The organism is Microbacterium sp., from assembly GCF_051860965.1.
Lineage (GTDB): Bacteria > Actinomycetota > Actinomycetes > Actinomycetales > Microbacteriaceae > Microbacterium.
Map to the genome: position 1 here is coordinate 269,742 of NZ_JBIMKU010000001.1, position 14,423 is coordinate 284,164.

Annotated in this window: 16 protein-coding genes; 9 read left to right on the top strand and 7 right to left on the bottom strand. The window is 71.2% G+C overall.

Features of this window, described 5'->3' with window-relative positions; translation table 11 throughout:
* The first annotated feature begins 34 nt into the window (after positions 1–34).
* The 5 genes from cofG to ACTIFV_RS01230 all read left to right on the top strand — a co-directional run bounded on the left by cofG (position 35) and on the right by ACTIFV_RS01230 (position 5,973).
* On the top strand, positions 35–2,410 hold the full coding sequence (gene cofG / locus ACTIFV_RS01210) for a 7,8-didemethyl-8-hydroxy-5-deazariboflavin synthase CofG (protein ID WP_439590981.1): 2,376 nt from the start codon (positions 35–37) through the stop codon (positions 2,408–2,410).
* On the top strand, positions 2,407–3,864 hold the full coding sequence (locus ACTIFV_RS01215; protein ID WP_439590982.1) for a flavin-containing monooxygenase: 1,458 nt from the start codon (positions 2,407–2,409) through the stop codon (positions 3,862–3,864). Before cofG ends, ACTIFV_RS01215 begins: the two co-directional genes overlap by 4 nt.
* Positions 3,861–4,880, top strand: coding sequence for a glucose-6-phosphate dehydrogenase (coenzyme-F420) (gene fgd, locus ACTIFV_RS01220; RefSeq protein WP_439590983.1), 1,020 nt, complete (start codon positions 3,861–3,863; stop codon positions 4,878–4,880). The genes ACTIFV_RS01215 and fgd overlap by 4 nt, the downstream gene beginning before the upstream one ends.
* The gene (gene cofC / locus ACTIFV_RS01225) at positions 4,877–5,485 is read left to right on the top strand and encodes a 2-phospho-L-lactate guanylyltransferase (RefSeq protein WP_439590984.1); all 609 of its coding nucleotides are present in this window, start codon (positions 4,877–4,879) and stop codon (positions 5,483–5,485) included. Before fgd ends, cofC begins: the two co-directional genes overlap by 4 nt.
* A gap of 203 nt (positions 5,486–5,688) precedes the next feature.
* A complete protein-coding gene (locus tag ACTIFV_RS01230; RefSeq protein ID WP_439590985.1) occupies positions 5,689–5,973 on the top strand; it encodes a hypothetical protein in 285 nt (94 codons plus the stop codon).
* Here the strand turns inward: ACTIFV_RS01230 and ACTIFV_RS01235 are convergent.
* From ACTIFV_RS01235 to ACTIFV_RS01265, 7 genes are all read right to left on the bottom strand, one after another.
* Positions 5,959–6,702 carry a sulfite exporter TauE/SafE family protein gene (locus tag ACTIFV_RS01235; protein ID WP_439590986.1) on the bottom strand — a complete coding sequence of 248 codons (744 nt, stop codon included), beginning with the start codon at positions 6,700–6,702 and terminating at the stop codon, positions 5,959–5,961. The two genes, ACTIFV_RS01230 and ACTIFV_RS01235, sit on opposite strands and share 15 nt — an antisense overlap.
* On the bottom strand, positions 6,695–7,675 hold the full coding sequence (gene cofD, locus ACTIFV_RS01240) for a 2-phospho-L-lactate transferase (RefSeq protein WP_439590987.1): 981 nt from the start codon (positions 7,673–7,675) through the stop codon (positions 6,695–6,697). The genes ACTIFV_RS01235 and cofD overlap by 8 nt, the downstream gene beginning before the upstream one ends.
* Before the next feature lie 13 nt (positions 7,676–7,688).
* Positions 7,689–8,528: a uroporphyrinogen-III synthase gene (locus ACTIFV_RS01245; RefSeq protein WP_439590988.1), complete on the bottom strand. Its 840-nt coding sequence runs from the start codon at positions 8,526–8,528 to the stop codon at positions 7,689–7,691.
* A 155-nt stretch (positions 8,529–8,683) separates the two neighbouring features.
* Entirely contained in the window at positions 8,684–8,956 is a 273-nt protein-coding gene (locus tag ACTIFV_RS01250) for a hypothetical protein (RefSeq protein ID WP_439590989.1), read from the bottom strand.
* On the bottom strand, positions 8,946–9,347 hold the full coding sequence (locus ACTIFV_RS01255; protein WP_439590990.1) for a phage holin family protein: 402 nt from the start codon (positions 9,345–9,347) through the stop codon (positions 8,946–8,948). Before ACTIFV_RS01255 ends, ACTIFV_RS01250 begins: the two co-directional genes overlap by 11 nt.
* A 1-nt stretch (position 9,348) precedes the next feature.
* Positions 9,349–9,741, bottom strand: coding sequence for a hypothetical protein (locus ACTIFV_RS01260; protein WP_439590991.1), 393 nt, complete (start codon positions 9,739–9,741; stop codon positions 9,349–9,351).
* Between the two features lie 104 nt (positions 9,742–9,845).
* The gene (locus tag ACTIFV_RS01265; protein WP_439590992.1) at positions 9,846–11,222 is read right to left on the bottom strand and encodes a protoporphyrinogen/coproporphyrinogen oxidase; all 1,377 of its coding nucleotides are present in this window, start codon (positions 11,220–11,222) and stop codon (positions 9,846–9,848) included.
* Between the two features lie 50 nt (positions 11,223–11,272).
* On the opposite strand from ACTIFV_RS01265, the gene ACTIFV_RS01270 reads away from it, so the two are divergent.
* The 4 genes from ACTIFV_RS01270 to ACTIFV_RS01285 all read left to right on the top strand — a co-directional run bounded on the left by ACTIFV_RS01270 (position 11,273) and on the right by ACTIFV_RS01285 (position 14,384).
* A complete protein-coding gene (locus tag ACTIFV_RS01270) occupies positions 11,273–11,857 on the top strand; it encodes an HhH-GPD-type base excision DNA repair protein (protein WP_439590993.1) in 585 nt (194 codons plus the stop codon).
* On the top strand, positions 11,857–12,279 hold the full coding sequence (locus ACTIFV_RS01275; protein ID WP_439590994.1) for a DUF1801 domain-containing protein: 423 nt from the start codon (positions 11,857–11,859) through the stop codon (positions 12,277–12,279). The genes ACTIFV_RS01270 and ACTIFV_RS01275 overlap by 1 nt, the downstream gene beginning before the upstream one ends.
* Before the next feature lie 96 nt (positions 12,280–12,375).
* Complete coding sequence (locus ACTIFV_RS01280) at positions 12,376–12,843, top strand: NfeD family protein (RefSeq protein ID WP_439590995.1); 468 nt, start codon at positions 12,376–12,378, stop codon at positions 12,841–12,843.
* Between the two features lie 26 nt (positions 12,844–12,869).
* Positions 12,870–14,384, top strand: coding sequence for a flotillin family protein (locus ACTIFV_RS01285; RefSeq protein WP_439590996.1), 1,515 nt, complete (start codon positions 12,870–12,872; stop codon positions 14,382–14,384).
* The last annotated feature ends 39 nt before the right edge of the window (positions 14,385–14,423 follow it).

The window sequence follows — 14,423 nt, forward strand, 5'->3', positions numbered from 1 at the left end:
ATCCGAGGCGCCTCGGCGGTGCAAGACTGGTTCGGTGACCCTGCTCGATCCGGCGCCCGTCGACACCGCATCGGCCCTCAGCCGCGCGGCTGACGGCGTGCGACTCGACGTCGACGACGCCGCAGCCCTGCTGAGCGCGACCGGCGCTGATCTCGACCGCCTGCTCGAGATCGCGGGAGCGATGCGGGATGCCGGGGGCGAGGCATCCAGTCGCCCCGGAGTCATCACCTACTCGCGCAAGGTCTTCATCCCCCTCACGACGCTGTGCCGCGACCGCTGCCACTACTGCGTCTTCGTCGACACGCCCGGGCAGCTGCTCAAGAAGCAGAAGCCCGTCTACATGAGCGCGGAGCAGGTGCTCGCGGTGGCGCGGCAGGGCGCCGCCCTCGGCTGCAAGGAGGCGCTCCTCACTCTCGGCGACCGGCCCGAGGATCGTTGGCCCGAGGCGCGCGCCTGGCTCGACGAGCACGGCCACGCGTCCACGCTCGACTACGTCGGGGCGATGGCGCGGCTCATCACGGCCGAGACGGGGCTGCTCGCGCATCTCAATCCCGGTGTCATGTCGGCGGACGAGCTGCGGATGCTCCGCCCCACCGCACCGTCGATGGGCATGATGCTAGAGACGACGTCGCGGCGGCTGTTCGAGGAGCCCGGGCAGGTGCACTACGGATCGCCCGATAAGGACCCGGCGCTGCGCCTCGGCGTGATCGAAGACGCCGGACGCGAGCGCGTGCCGTTCACGACGGGGATCCTCGTCGGCATCGGCGAGACGCTCCGCGACCGCGCCGAATCGCTCGTCGCGCTCCGCGGGGCGCAGGAGCGCCACGGGCACGTGCAGGAGGTCATCGTCCAGAACTTCCGGGCGAAGCCGCGCACGGCGATGCAGGGGGCGCCGGATGCCGAGCTGCTCGAGTACGTCGCCGCCGTGGCGGTCGCCCGGCTCGTGATGGGCCCGCTCATGCGCATCCAGGTGCCGCCCAACCTGTCGGATCCTGCGGAGTTCGAGCTGCTCGTACGCGCCGGTGCGGACGACTGGGGAGGCGTGTCGCCGCTCACGGCCGACCACGTCAACCCCGAGCGCCCCTGGCCGCACATAGACGAGCTCGCCGAGCGCACCGCAGCGCTGGGCTATCGGCTCGAGGAGCGCCTGACGGCGCATCCGCCGTACCTGCGTGAGCCCGACGAGTGGCTGGATGCCGCGATGCGCGCTCCCGTCGCTGCCCTCATGGATCCTGAGACCGGCTGGGCCGCCGAATCCCCGAACCCACACACTTCTGCCGAACCCACCCGGATTCGCGCACAGAAGTCGGTGGGTTCGGCAGAAGCGGGTGGGTTCGGCGACCACGCGGGACGCTTCGACATCCGGCGCATCGCGGAGGCCGCGGCATCCGATCCCCTCTCCCTCGACGACGCCGAGTGGGTCGCGCTGCTCGAGGCGACCGGCGACGACCTCGACGCGCTCACGGCGACGGCCGACGACGTGCGGCGCTACACGGTCGGCGAGGCGGTGACCCTCGTCGTCAATCGCAACCTGACCTCGACCGGGTTCCGGCGCGCAGGCTCCGATGCGCCCGACGAGTTCGACCTCGACGACGTCGAGGCGATCGCCGCCGACGCGTGGAGTCTCGGCGCGACCGAGCTGTGCGTGCAGGGTCTGCTGCCGGCGACCGAGGATCCGGACGCGTACGTCGAGATCGCGCGAGCCGCGAAGGTGGGGGCACCCGGCATCCATCTCCACGCCTATCGGCCGCAGGACGTGCGCGACCTCGCCGACCGCGGAGGGCACGGCCTCGATGGTGCGCTCGCCGCGTTGCGCGAGGCGGGCGTCGACACGGTGCCGGGCACCGGGGTCAAGGTGCTCAGCGAGCGCGTGCGCGCTCTCGTCGCGCCGGGCGACCTCGAGATCGACGCCTGGATCGACGGCATCACGGCGGCGCACCGCGCGGGATTCCGATCGACGAGCGTCCTGTTCTACGGCCACGTCGAGACAGCGGCCGAGCGCATCGCGCACCTCCGCGCGCTGCGGGCGATCCAGTCCGAGACGAGCGGCTTCACGGAGTTCGTGCCGATCCCGCTCCCCGGGCCGGCGGGCGGCGTGCCGCTCGTCGCGGGTCGCGCGCCGAGCGACGAGCATCGCGCGATGGTCGCAGTCTCGCGCCTCGCGCTGAGCGGCAGCATCCCCCACGTGCAGATCCCATGGACCCGGGTCGGCCGCGACGCAGCGGCGGTGCTGCTGACCGCGGGCGGCGACGATCTCGGGGGCACTCTGCTGGACGGGCGCATCAAACCCGCGGCCGGAATCGAGTCCGGACTCGAACTGCCGATGCGGGATGCCGCGGCCATCGCGACGCGCCTGTTCCGGCCGTTCCGGCTGCGCACGACCGACTACCGCACGCCGGCGGCGCGATGATGCGCGTCGAGGTGGCGATCGTCGGCGCCGGGTTCGCGGGACTCGGCATGGCCATGGCGCTGCGTCGCGCAGGGGTCGATTCGTTCGTCCTGCTCGAGCGTGCGACGTCGATCGGGGGCACGTGGCGCGACAACGTCTACCCCGGCGTGGCGTGCGACGTGCCGAGCCACCTGTACGGGTTCGCGGAGCATCCCAACCCCGACTGGTCGGCGCTGTACGCGCCCGGCGACGAGATCCGCGCGTACCTCGAGCGCGTCGCCGCCGAAGAGGGCATCGCGCCGCTTCTCGGCACCCCGATGCTGAGCGCCGAATGGGATGCGGCGGCCGAACGCTGGCGCGTGCGGACGGGCGGGGCGCACGCCGGCGAGATCGAGGCCGACGCACTCGTCCTCGCGTGCGGGCGCCTGACCGAGCCCTCGATCCCCGAGCTCCCCGGGCTCGAGACGTTCCCAGGGCCGCTGTTCCACTCGTCGCGCTGGGACGAATCGGCCGAACTCGCAGGTCGGCGGGTGGCGGTCGTCGGCACAGGCGCGTCGGCCGTGCAGCTCGTGCCGGAACTCGCGCGCATCGCCGAGGTGACGCTCTTCCAGCGCACGCCGGCCTGGATCGTCCCGCGCGGCGCACACGCCTACTCCGACTCCGACCGAGCCGCCTTCGCGGCCGATCCGGCGAGGCTCGCGGCACTGCGGGCCGACCTCGATGCGGAGGGCGAGGCGCGATTCGCATCGCGGTCGGGGGATCCGGATGCCGCGGCCGCCGCCGCATCCGTCGCCCTCGCCCACCTCGAGGCGCAGATCCCCGACCCCGCACTGCGTGCCGCGCTCACGCCGGACTACGCTTTCGGCTGCAAGCGCGTGCTGCTGTCGGACCGGTTCTACCCGGCCGTCGCGTCGGATCGCGTGCACCTGGCTCCCGCGCTGTCGGCCGTCGAGGGGAGCACGCTCGTGGCGTCCGACGGCTCCCGCCACGACGTGGACGCGCTCGTTCTCGCGACCGGTTTCGCGTCGACGCAGCAGCCCTTCGCCGACCTCGTGGTCGGTGAGAGCTGCACCCTCGCCGACCACTGGTCGGGCGGCATGACGTCGTTCGGGTCGACCGTCGTCGCCGGCTTCCCGAACCTGTTCGTGCTCAACGGCCCGAACGCGTCGCTGGGCCACACCTCGTCGGTGCTCATGCTCGAGGAGCAGGCTGCGTACGCTGCCCGCACACTCGCGTCGCGCGCCGGCGTGCGCCGCGTCGACCCGGCCGCCGAGCGCGCCTACACCGACGAGATCGACCGGGCTGCGGCGACCACTCCCTGGATCTCCGGCGGTTGCCGCAACTGGTACGTCGACGACCGCTCCGGACGCCTGACGCTGCTGTGGCCCGGCACGGTCGCCGCCTTCCGCGCGCGCCTCGCCGCCGCGGACGGCTCGGAATTCCTCCCCGCTCCCATCAAGAGAGGCACGTCATGACCCTTCCGCTGCGCCTGGGCTACAAGGCATCCGCTGAGCAGTTCGGCCCCACCGAGCTCGTCGATCTCGCCGTGCTCGCCGAGGAGATGGGATTCGACTCGGTCTTCATCTCCGACCACTTCCAGCCCTGGATGCACGAGGGCGGCCACGCCCCCGCCGCACTGCCGGTCCTCGGCGCGATGGGCGCGCGCACGTCGCGCGTCCTGCTGGGAACCTCGGTGCTCACGCCCACGTTCCGCTACCACCCCGCCGTGATCGCGCAGGCGTTCGCGACGCTCGGCGTGATGTACCCCGGACGCGTGATCCTCGGCGTCGGCACCGGCGAGGCGCTCAACGAGGTGACGCTCGGGCTCGACTGGCCCGATCCGCCCGAGCGCTTCCAGCGGCTCAAGGAGGCGATCGCGCTCATCGAGGAGCTGTGGGCCGACGAACGCGTCACCTTCGACGGGACGTTCTACTCGGTGAAGGATGCCACGGTCTACGACCGCCCTGCGGCGGATGCGAAGGTGCCGATCTACATCGGCGCCGCCGGCCCGGCAGCGACGCGGCTGGCCGGACGCATCGCGGACGGCTTCATCACGACGAGCGGCAAGCCGCGCGAGCTCTACACCGAGACACTGCTCCCGGCCCTGAAGGAGGGTCTCGAGAAGGAGGACCGCTCGGAGGACTCGATCGACACCCTCATCGAGGTGAAGGTCTCGTACCACCCCGATCGCGAGGTCGCGCTCGAGAAGACGCGCTTCTGGGCACCGCTCGCGCTCTCGGCCGACGAGAAGATGGGCATCCACGACCCCATCGAGATGCAGCGGCGCGCCGCAGAGCTGCCGATCGAGCGCGCGGCATCGCGCTTCATCGTCTCGACCGACCCCGAGGAGCACGTCGAGAAGATCGCGGCCTACGTCGACATGGGGTTCCGTCACCTCGTCTTCCACGACCCGGGGCACGACCAGGAGGAGTTCCTGCGCACGTACGGCGCCGAGATCCTTCCGCGTCTGCGCGCGCGCTTCGGCGAGTGACCGCCCGCTGGACCGTCGTCGTGCCGGTCAAGCCGGCCGATCGGGGCAAGTCGCGGCTGCAGGTGCCCGGCGTCGACCGCGTGTCGCTCGCGCGGGCGATCGCGCTCGACACGATCGCGGCAGCCGCGCAGGTCGCCGATGTCGTCGTGGTCACCGACGAGGGCGGACTCGTCATGGCCGCGGCGGACGTCCCGGGTCTGCGGTTCGTGCCCGAGGACGAGCCGGAGGGGCTCGACGCCGCGGTCGCCCTCGGGCTGCGGGGTCTCACAGGCCGTCGCGCAGCGCTGCTGGGCGACCTGCCGTCGCTGCGGCCTGACGATCTCGCTGCCGCACTGGCACTCGCCGAGGCGCATGATCGCGCCGTCGTCGCCGACGCCGAGGGCACCGGCTCGACCCTCGTGACGGCCGGTCCGGATGTGCCGTGGGAATCGTCGTTCGGTGACGGCTCGTTCGATCGTCATGTCGCGTCGGGGTGCGTCGCGCTGCGGATTCCGGATGCCTCGACCCTCCGCCGCGACGTCGACACCTACGATCAGCTGCTCGCCGCCCGCGCCCTCGGCCTCGGACCGCGGACGGCCGCGCTGATGGACAGGGTGACGTCGTGAGCGGCTACGACGTGCGGGAGATGGGCGTTCTCGACGCGCAGCCGAGGGTGTGATCGCGACAGCATCCGGCATCCATCCGCCGCCGTTCGGCGCGCGTTCGGTCGGAGAATTGCGCTTCGGTCGGAGCATCCGCCCTGGATCCTCCGACGGAAGGGTGATTCTCCGACTCAACCTCACATCGGCTCGAACAGTAGCCTGAGTGCATGGACGAATCGCGAGCGTCGCGACCGAGCACCGGCTGGACGGTCGCCTGGCTCGGAGGCGCCGTGGTCCTCGCCGCCGTCGTGTTCGCGCCGCTCATGACGGTCGGCTTCTGCGCCGACTCCTCGATCCCCGGGAGGAGCTACTGCACGAGCTCGCAGCGTTCTGTCGTCGGCATCGACACGAGCTTCTGGATCTGGCTCGGCGCCACCGCGGCTTTCGGCATCATCGCGTGGATCGCCTCGCACGCCTTCTGGCGTCCGCGGCGGGTGTCAGCTGAGGAGTAGGTACCCGGCGCCGACGATCGTGAAGAGGATCACGAGCCGCTCGAAGAGCACTTGATCGACGCGGGATGCGATCCATCGGCCGAGCAGGGCTCCCCCGACGACCAGCGGCACGAGCACGAGATCGATCAGCAGGCCCGGCACCGTGATGAGGCCGAGCCCGATCGAGAAAGGGACCTTCGCGATGTTCACGATCGCGAAGAACCACGCGGCGGTGCCCAGGAACTCTTTGACGGGGAACCGCGCGGCGAGGAAGTACATCGACATGACCGGCCCCGCGGCATTCGCGACCATCGTCGTGAACCCGCCCAGTCCGCCGTAGACGGCGGCGGCGGCACGCCCACCGGTGGGCTGCTCGGAGGGTGCCGGACGGTAGCGCCGCCACAGCGTGATCGCGATGACCGCGATGAGGATCACACCGATCGTGCGCTTGACCCAGAGGTCGTCGGCGATCGCCAGGAAGCCGACTCCGAGCAGGACGCCGACCGCGACCGCCGGCACCAGCCGCCAGAGCGCACGCCAGTTCGCATGCCGACGATACGTGATGACGGCGAACACATCCGCGACGATCAGCAGCAGCAGGATCGTGCCGGTCGAGGCGCGGGCCGGCAGCACGGCGGCGAAGATCGCGACCGCGACGGTGCCCGCCCCCGGAATGCCGGTCTTCGAGATACCGACCACGACCGCCGCGACGGCCAGCAGCACCCACGCGAGCGATGTGAGCTCAGGCACGCAGGTCCGCCGCCGCGGAGAGCGCCGCATCGACGATGTCCGCGGTCGTGTCGGCGTCCGTCATCCACAGCGGCGCGACGACGGGATGGATGCCGAGCCCCGCCACGATCGGCGCGGAGGCGGCATCCTCCTCGGCGAGGAGCCAGGCATCCAGCACTCCCCCTGCCGACCGCGCAGCGTAGTGCGACGCGACTCCCACGGCCGAGGTCTCGACGCCGATCGCCGTCAGGCACACATCGGCCATTCCGCGGACCACGCGACCGCCGATGATCGGCGAGACGCCTACGATACGGGCGGCGGTCGCGCGCAGCGCTTCGCGCACACCGGGGACCGCGAGGATCGGGCCGATCGACACGACCGGATTGGAGGGAGCGATCAGCACGATGTCGGCGCGCGCGATCGCATCCGTGACGCCGGGGGCCGGAACCGCCGAGGAGATGCCAGGATTCTCGAACGACAGCGGGACGAGGGTCGCGCGGTGGCGCGTCCACCACTCCTGGAAGTGCAGTCTCGAGCCGTCCTCCAGCACGACCCACGTGTCGACTTCGGAGTCGGTCATCGGCAGGAGATTCGCACCGAGCGGCCAGCGCTGCGACATCCTCGCGAGGACTTGGGTCGGGGTGAGTCCCTCGCGCAGCCAGCCCGTGCGCGCGAGGTGGGTGCCCAGGTCGAGGTCGCCGAGCGTGAACCAGGGCCAGCCCGAGCCCCAGGCCTGGAGCTCGTGGTTGACGCGTTCGGTGTCGCCCGTTCGCCCCCATCCCCGCTGCGTGTCATTGACGCCCGCGAGCGCATACACGACGGAGTCGACGTCGGGCTGCAGACGCACACCCGACAGCCAGAGGTCGTCGCCCGTGTTGATGACGACGGTGGCCGGTGGCGCTGCGCGCCTCAGAAGAGCCGCGCGGACTCCGAGGGTGAACTTCGAGCCGCCGACACCGCCCGCGAGGACGACGACGCGAAGCGCGGATGTCACGGCGACGACCTGCTCAGTCGCGCTCGGGCGCGGCGACGGAGATCGTGCCGGTGCGCGGCGCGAACTCGTCGGCCGCGTGCGGCAGGGGGAACCGGCCGACGGCGTCGATGAGCGCCTCGACGGTCTGCGTCTCGGCGATGACGTCGACCGAGAGTCCCGCGCGGCGCGCGTCCTTGGCGGTGCGGGGGCCGATCGCCGCGACGAGTGTCTCACCGGGGAGGTCCGGGAACTGAGCGTGCACCTGATCGGCGACAGACCCGCTCGTGACGAGGATCGCGTTGATCCGGCCCGAGCGAACGTCCTGCGCGATCCGGTCGGTGACCGGCACGCCCACCGTGCGATATGCCACGACGCTCCGCACGCGATGACCGGCCTCGGCGAGCATGCGCGTGAGCACGGGCTTCGCGATCTCGCTGCGCAGCGTCAGCACGTCGCGCGGCTCGGGTTCGAGCGCGATGAGCTGCTCGGCCATACCCGCGGCGGAGTTGTCCTCCTCAGGCACCAGATCGACGCGATACCCCACCGCGAGGAGCGCTGCGGCGGTCGTCTCGCCGACGGCGGCGACCTTCGTCCGCGCCGGGATCGTCGCTCGATAGGCGTAGAGGACGTCGACGGTCGTCGCGCTCGTGACGGTGAGCCAGTCGAAGCGTCCGGCGGCGAGGTCGGCGAGTGCCTCATCGAGCGTCGCCTTGTCGTTCGTCGGCGCGAAGTTGATGAGGGGCGCGATGACCGGCGTCGCCCCTTGCCGACGGAGGGATGCGGCGACCGCGTCACCCCACGGGCCTCCTCTGGGCACGAGCACGCGCCAGCCCCCGAGGGGCTTGTCGGGCGTGGGCCGCGAGGCAGTGGTCATGGGCGACTCTCATGGAACTCGGTCGGCCACCCGGTCTCCGAGCAGCCGACGCGCTTGTCGAATCGGGATTTCGCGCGATCGGCAGCATTCGCACCATTGCACTGCCTGACCTGAGCATACCCCGCACCGCGGATGCGAGCGCGATCGGTGAGCCGTCAGCGGGTGTAGGCGCGGACGACGCCCCACACGACAGCGCCCACGACGGCGGCGCTCGCGATGACCGCAGCCACGCCGAGCGCAGGATTGCGCCGCACGAAAGTGCGGGCCTTGGCGATGCCCTCGTCCGTCGCACGGGATACCCGGCGCGGGACGTTCGCCTTCTCCTCGATCGCGGCGAGTGCCGCCTTCAGCTCGGTCCGCGCCTTCACGACGGGGTCGTCGATGCCGATGGGCACCGCGCTGCGCGGTACGGGCAGGTTAGAGCTCATCGCGGATCTCCTTGACGTCGATGGCGACGGACTGGACGGGGTTCTGGGCCTTGCTGATCTTCTTGAACCGCAGGACGCCGAGGAGCGCCAGCACGATGGCGATGACGAGCATGGCGACGAAGACGACGAGGGCGGCGAGCCACGCGGGCCACCACGACGACAGTCCGATGATGACGAACGCGCCGAGCGCCGGAACCGTCCAGAACAGGAAGAAGAGGGCTGCGGCGATCCATCCGGCACCGATCCCGGCATCCTTCGCCGTCTTCTTGACCCATGCCTTGCCGGCGTCGACCTCTGCGATCACGAGGTTGCGGATGAGCTCCGGGATCTCGCCGAGCAGCGTCAGGAGGCTGTCGTCGGCGCGGTCGCGGAAGCCGCGCGGAGTCGTCATGTCAGGCGCCGCCTCGGCCCGGGGCCCCGTTGATCTCGTCCACGGCGTCCTCTGCGGCGGCCTTCACGGCCTTGGCGTTCTTCTCCGCCGCCTTCGCGATGTCGTCGGCGCTGTCTTTGCCGACCTTGAGCGACGCGTCGAGGCGCTGACCGGGCGTGCCGTTCGAGGTCGCCGCCTTGCCGACCTTCACGGCGGTGTTCCACAGAGTCGTGGGCAGGGCGACGATCGTCGACGTGGCGAAGTCCTTCACCTTGTCGACCTGGTTCTGGACGGGCGCCGTGTTCCAGACCTTGAGCCACTGCGTCTTGATCTGCTCGTACCGCTCACGGCCGGCTCGGGTGCCGAGGACATACCCCACGGCGAGTCCGACGACGAGTCCTGCTTTGCCCCTCATGGGGTCTCCTCACGCTCGGGTGGTGCGCCTGATGACCTCCCCAGGTTAGCCCCGTATTCCGATTCCGGCATCCACCCTTGACATCGGGCGTCGAACCAGGATCATCACCCGAACAGCGCGCTCCGCCGCAGCCGCTCCGCCTCGTCGACGGCGTCGGGGATCACCTGTGCGAGGCCACTGCCCGACACCCAGGCGCCGACGACCCCGAGGCCGGTCCGTCCGACGACCGCCGCGCGGACCCGTGCGGCCGCGTCGAGCTGGCCGCGGGCCGACCTCGGCGGGGCCGTGGGCAGACGGTCGATGCGGGCGTCGCGGACGGCGAGCGACTCGATACCGAGGGCGAGGGATGCCGCGTCCGCCGCCTCGGCGATCGCCGCGCCGTCGTCTGCGGGGGCCGAGACGAGTGTCGCGCGGATGACGGCGCGACCCGCGCCGAGCCGGGCAGCCAGCCACGGCCACCGCGCGGAGACCACCGAGACGGTGCTCACGGGGCCGGACCCCGGCACCGCGTACACGGCCCTCGCCGGCGGCTGGCCGTCGACGACGAGCGAGACGACGTCCCACGTGGCGGGGGCTTCGGGCGCGACGACGTCGACGTGGGGTGCGAGGAGACGATGCGCTTCGGCACCGGATGCCGCGACCACGACGATCTCGGCATCCAGCTCCTCATCCTCGAGGAGCACGCGCCAGCCGGGCGCGATCGCCTCGACCCGCGAACCCGTGCGGACGTCGGCGCCGTAGTCCCCGAGTCTGCGTGCGAGCGCCTGGACCAGGGGGACGAGACCGCCCTCGAGGGTCTCGATCGTGGGGCCGCCGGGGCGCGAGCCGCGCAGCTGCGCGACGCCGCCGCCGAGCGAACCCGTACGCGTGAGGGCGGTGCCCAGACCCGGGGCGGCGATCTCGACGTCGACGTCGTCCGGCAGCAGGCCGTGCCGCCCCACCGTCAGCGGGGCGACGAGGCGATCGACGACGAGGTCGCCCATGCGGCGGCGCACGAGCTTGTCGAGGTTGTTCTGCTGCCCGATCGTGAGCGGCGGGCGCAGGCGGTCCAGGTACGCGCGCCACACGCCTCGCCAGCCGATGATGCGCCGCACCGACGGGTCCCACGGATTGGCCGGGATGCCGAGCACGGTCTCGGCCGGGAGGGGCGCGGGGCCGCCCGGAACACCGGCGACCCACGCCTCGAGAGGCGCTTCGGGTCGCACGAGGTCGGTGAGGTCCAGTTCGTCGACGAGCGCGCGCACGTGGCCCCCCGCCGTCGCGTAGCCGTCGGCGCCGACCGGTATCTCGACGCCGTCCAGCGTGCGCGAGCGGATCGCGCCGCCGAGTTCCTCACTCGCCTCGAGGAGTGTCACCCGCATGCCGACCTTGGCGCACTCGAGTGCTGCCACGAGTCCCGAGATCCCCCCGCCGATGACGACGACGTGCGTCTCGCGCGCGTGCTCGGCCAGGTTCTCGATCGACGATTCGGCGGGACTCACGCATCCATCCTCCCATCGCCTCCCTCGGCGGACGGTGGGAGACTGGGCCCATGACCCTGCACATCACGGGCGACGCCGCCGCCGATCAGCTGCTGACCGATGACCCGCTCGCCCTGCTCATCGGAATGCTCCTCGATCAGCAGGTCGCGATGGAGACCGCGTTCGCAGGCCCTCTGAAGATCCGCGAGCGGATCGGATCGATGGATGCCGCGGCCCTGGCGCAGTACGATCCCGAGGCGTTCGCGCAGGCGTTCTCGACGACCCCCGCCGTGCACCGCTTCCCGGGGTCGATGGCAGCCCGCGTGCAGGCGCTGAGCGCCGCCGTCGTGGACGACTGGGGCGGGGACGCCGCCGCGATCTGGACGCAGGGCGATCCCGACGGCGCCACGGTGCTCAAGCGGCTGAAGGCTCTGCCCGGCTTCGGAGAGCAGAAGGCGAAGATCTTCCTCGCCCTGCTCGGCAAGCAGTACGGCTTCACGGGCGCGGGTTGGCGCGAGGCCGCCGGCGCCTATGGCGACGAGGGCTCCTTCCGCAGCGTCGCCGACATCGTGTCCGCCGAGTCGCTCACGAAGGTCCGCGAGCACAAGCGCGCGATGAAGGCTGCCGCGAAGGGCGCCGGAGGCGGCGGCGTCTGATGGAGAAGACGGGGCAGAGCGTCCTCGAGCACGTCGCGGGGGTGACTCCCCTGCGACGACGCGAAGACGCCCAAGCGCTGCTCGAGCTGTTCGGCGACGTGTCGGGTCGCGAGCCCGAGATGTGGTCGAGCGGCATCGTCGGCTTCGGCTCGTGCCACTACCGCTACCCCACCGGCACCGAAGGCGAGATGCCGATCCTCGCCTTCGCGCCGCGCAAGGCGTCGATGACGGTCTACGCCTTCACCGAGAAGCACGCCGAGCAGCTCGCGCGGCTCGGCGACCACACGTCGAGCGTGTCGTGCATCTACATCAAGGACCTCGCGAAGATCGACCTCGGGGTGCTGCGAGAGATCCTCGCCGACTCGCTCGAGTGGGCACTCGCGGGCGGCGACGAGTACGCGGCGATCACTATCGACGGCTAGGGCGCATCCACAGCTGGACGGGGCCTCGCTCCGAGCCGCCGGTCGTCTCGATAGGGTGGAAGTGCCCCCAGCACGCAGCGGTGAAAGAGGTCCTCCATGCTCCCCTTCCTCATCGTCGGCGGGGTCGGCCTCGCCGTCCTGCTCATCTCGCTCATCGTCGGCGACATCTTCGACCACTTCGAGATCGGCGACGGCGCGATCTCGGGAACGGCGCTCGGCGTCGCCGCGGTCGTGTTCGGGGCATCCGGAGTCCTCACGTCGACGTCCGGCCTCGATCAGGTGTGGGCCTACGTGCTGGCCGCCGTGCTCGCGGTCGCGGCGTACCTGTTGGCGCTGCTCTTCGTGAAGCGGCTCACGAAGAGCTCCGACGGCGTGCCGGTCTCGGCCGTCGGTCAGACGGGCGTCACGCGATCGCCCATCTCGCCCTCGGGCGGCGAGGTGAGCCTCGACGGCCCGCACGAGATCGAGCGGCGACTCGCGTACTCCGACGAGCCCATCGCCGAAGGCGTGCGCATCCGCGTCGTCGAGCACTCCGGCACCCGCGTCAAGATCGTCGCCGAGTAGACCTTCCCCCGTCCCGAAAGGACAGCATGACGAACGAACTCATCCAGGTCATCGCCATCATCGCCCTCGTCGTGGCGGTGCTGGGTCTCATCGTGTTCATCGCGCGCCGCATCCGCCGCGTGCCCCCGAACGAGGCGCTCATCATCGTCGGCCGTGGCGCCGGCAAGGCTGCGCCGGGTGAGACGGTGACGGGTCAGCGCGTCGTCATCGGCGGCCGGACATTCGTGTGGCCGATCCTGCAGCAGGGCTTCGCGATCTCGCTCGAGCAGCGCCAGATCGGCATCACCGTCGAGGGCGTCGACAAGAACCGCATCAAGATCGCCATCAAGGCATCCATCAACTTCAAGGTCTCGGGCACCGAAGAGGGGGTCCGCCGCGCGGGCCAGCGCTTCCTCTCGCAGCAGGGAGCCCTCACCGAGATCATCAAGGAATCCCTCGAGGGCTCGCTCCGCTCGATCATCGGCGACATGACGATCGAGCAGATCATCTCGGACCGCAAGGGGCTCTCCGACCGCGTCGTGGCCGAGACGAAGGCCGACCTCGTCGAGCAGGGCCTGCAGGTCGACCTGCTCAACATCAGCGACATCTCGACGCCCGGCAGCGACTACCTCGCCAACCTCGGCCGCGCCGAGGCCGCCCGCGCCCGCCAGGTCGCCGAGGTCAGCGAAGCCGAGGCATCCCGAGCCAGCGAGTTCGCGCGCATCGAGGCCGCCGAGCAGATCGCCGAGCGACAGAAGGCGCTGTCGCTGCGCCAGGCCTCGATCAAGGCCGAGACCGATCGTGCCAACGCCGAGGCACAGGCCTCGGGTCAGCTCGCGACGGCCGAGCAGGACAAACTGGTCGCCGTGCAGGAGCGCGAAGCGCTCACCGAGCAGGCGCTCGTCACGCAGGAGCGCCTCGACATCGAGGTGCGCAAGCCCGCCGAGGCGCAGGCGTACGCCGAGGTCCAGCGCGCGACCGCCCAGCGCGACGCGGCCAACGCCGCGACCGAGGCCGACGCCTTCAAGCGCACGAAGATCGCCGAGGCCAACAAGGTCGCCGCGGTGCAGGATGCCGAGGCCTCCGCAACCGCGGTGCGCTTCGCCGGTGAGGCCGAGCGCGACCGTCAGGTCGCACTCGCGGCCGGTGTGCGCGCCGAGGGTGACGCCCGCGCATCGGCGATCCAGGCCGAGGGTCTCGCAACGGCCGCCGCGACCGATGCCAAGGCGCTCGCGCTGCAGAAGTACGGCGAGGCCGCCCTCGCGCAGGAGATCATCTCGCGCCTGCCCGAGATCGTCGCCGCCGCGGCCGCGCCGATCGGCAACATCGACAAGCTCACGGTCGTCTCGACCGACGGCGCCTCCGAGGTCACCAAAACGGTCGGCAAGGTGCTCGGCGAAGGCACCGAGGTCGTCAAGAACCTCACGGGTCTCGATCTCACGACGCTCATGCAGGCCTTCACCGGCAAGGCGCTCGATGTGCCGGTCGAGGCGGTCGCACGCGCCGGAGCCGCGAAGAAGGCGTCCAAGGGCGCCGCTGCGCCGACCGACCCCGCGGTCTAGGTCCCTCGGCACAGCATCGTCCGCAGTCGGCGGGACTCC

Bases quoted from the DNA above. Each gene is read 5' to 3' on its own strand.
- ACTIFV_RS01280 (WP_439590995.1), top strand. From the start codon at position 12,376: ATGCTCCCCTTCCTCATCGTCGGCGGGGTCGGCCTCGCCGTCCTGCTC.
- ACTIFV_RS01250 (WP_439590989.1), bottom strand. From the start codon at position 8,956: ATGAGCTCTAACCTGCCCGTACCGCGCAGCGCGGTGCCCATCGGCATC.
- ACTIFV_RS01260 (WP_439590991.1), bottom strand. From the start codon at position 9,741: ATGAGGGGCAAAGCAGGACTCGTCGTCGGACTCGCCGTGGGGTATGTC.
- fgd (WP_439590983.1), top strand. From the start codon at position 3,861: ATGACCCTTCCGCTGCGCCTGGGCTACAAGGCATCCGCTGAGCAGTTC.
- ACTIFV_RS01255 (WP_439590990.1), bottom strand. From the start codon at position 9,347: ATGACGACTCCGCGCGGCTTCCGCGACCGCGCCGACGACAGCCTCCTG.
- ACTIFV_RS01285 (WP_439590996.1), top strand. From the start codon at position 12,870: ATGACGAACGAACTCATCCAGGTCATCGCCATCATCGCCCTCGTCGTG.
- ACTIFV_RS01245 (WP_439590988.1), bottom strand. From the start codon at position 8,528: ATGACCACTGCCTCGCGGCCCACGCCCGACAAGCCCCTCGGGGGCTGG.
- ACTIFV_RS01270 (WP_439590993.1), top strand. From the start codon at position 11,273: ATGACCCTGCACATCACGGGCGACGCCGCCGCCGATCAGCTGCTGACC.
- ACTIFV_RS01215 (WP_439590982.1), top strand. From the start codon at position 2,407: ATGATGCGCGTCGAGGTGGCGATCGTCGGCGCCGGGTTCGCGGGACTC.
- ACTIFV_RS01275 (WP_439590994.1), top strand. From the start codon at position 11,857: ATGGAGAAGACGGGGCAGAGCGTCCTCGAGCACGTCGCGGGGGTGACT.
- ACTIFV_RS01230 (WP_439590985.1), top strand. From the start codon at position 5,689: ATGGACGAATCGCGAGCGTCGCGACCGAGCACCGGCTGGACGGTCGCC.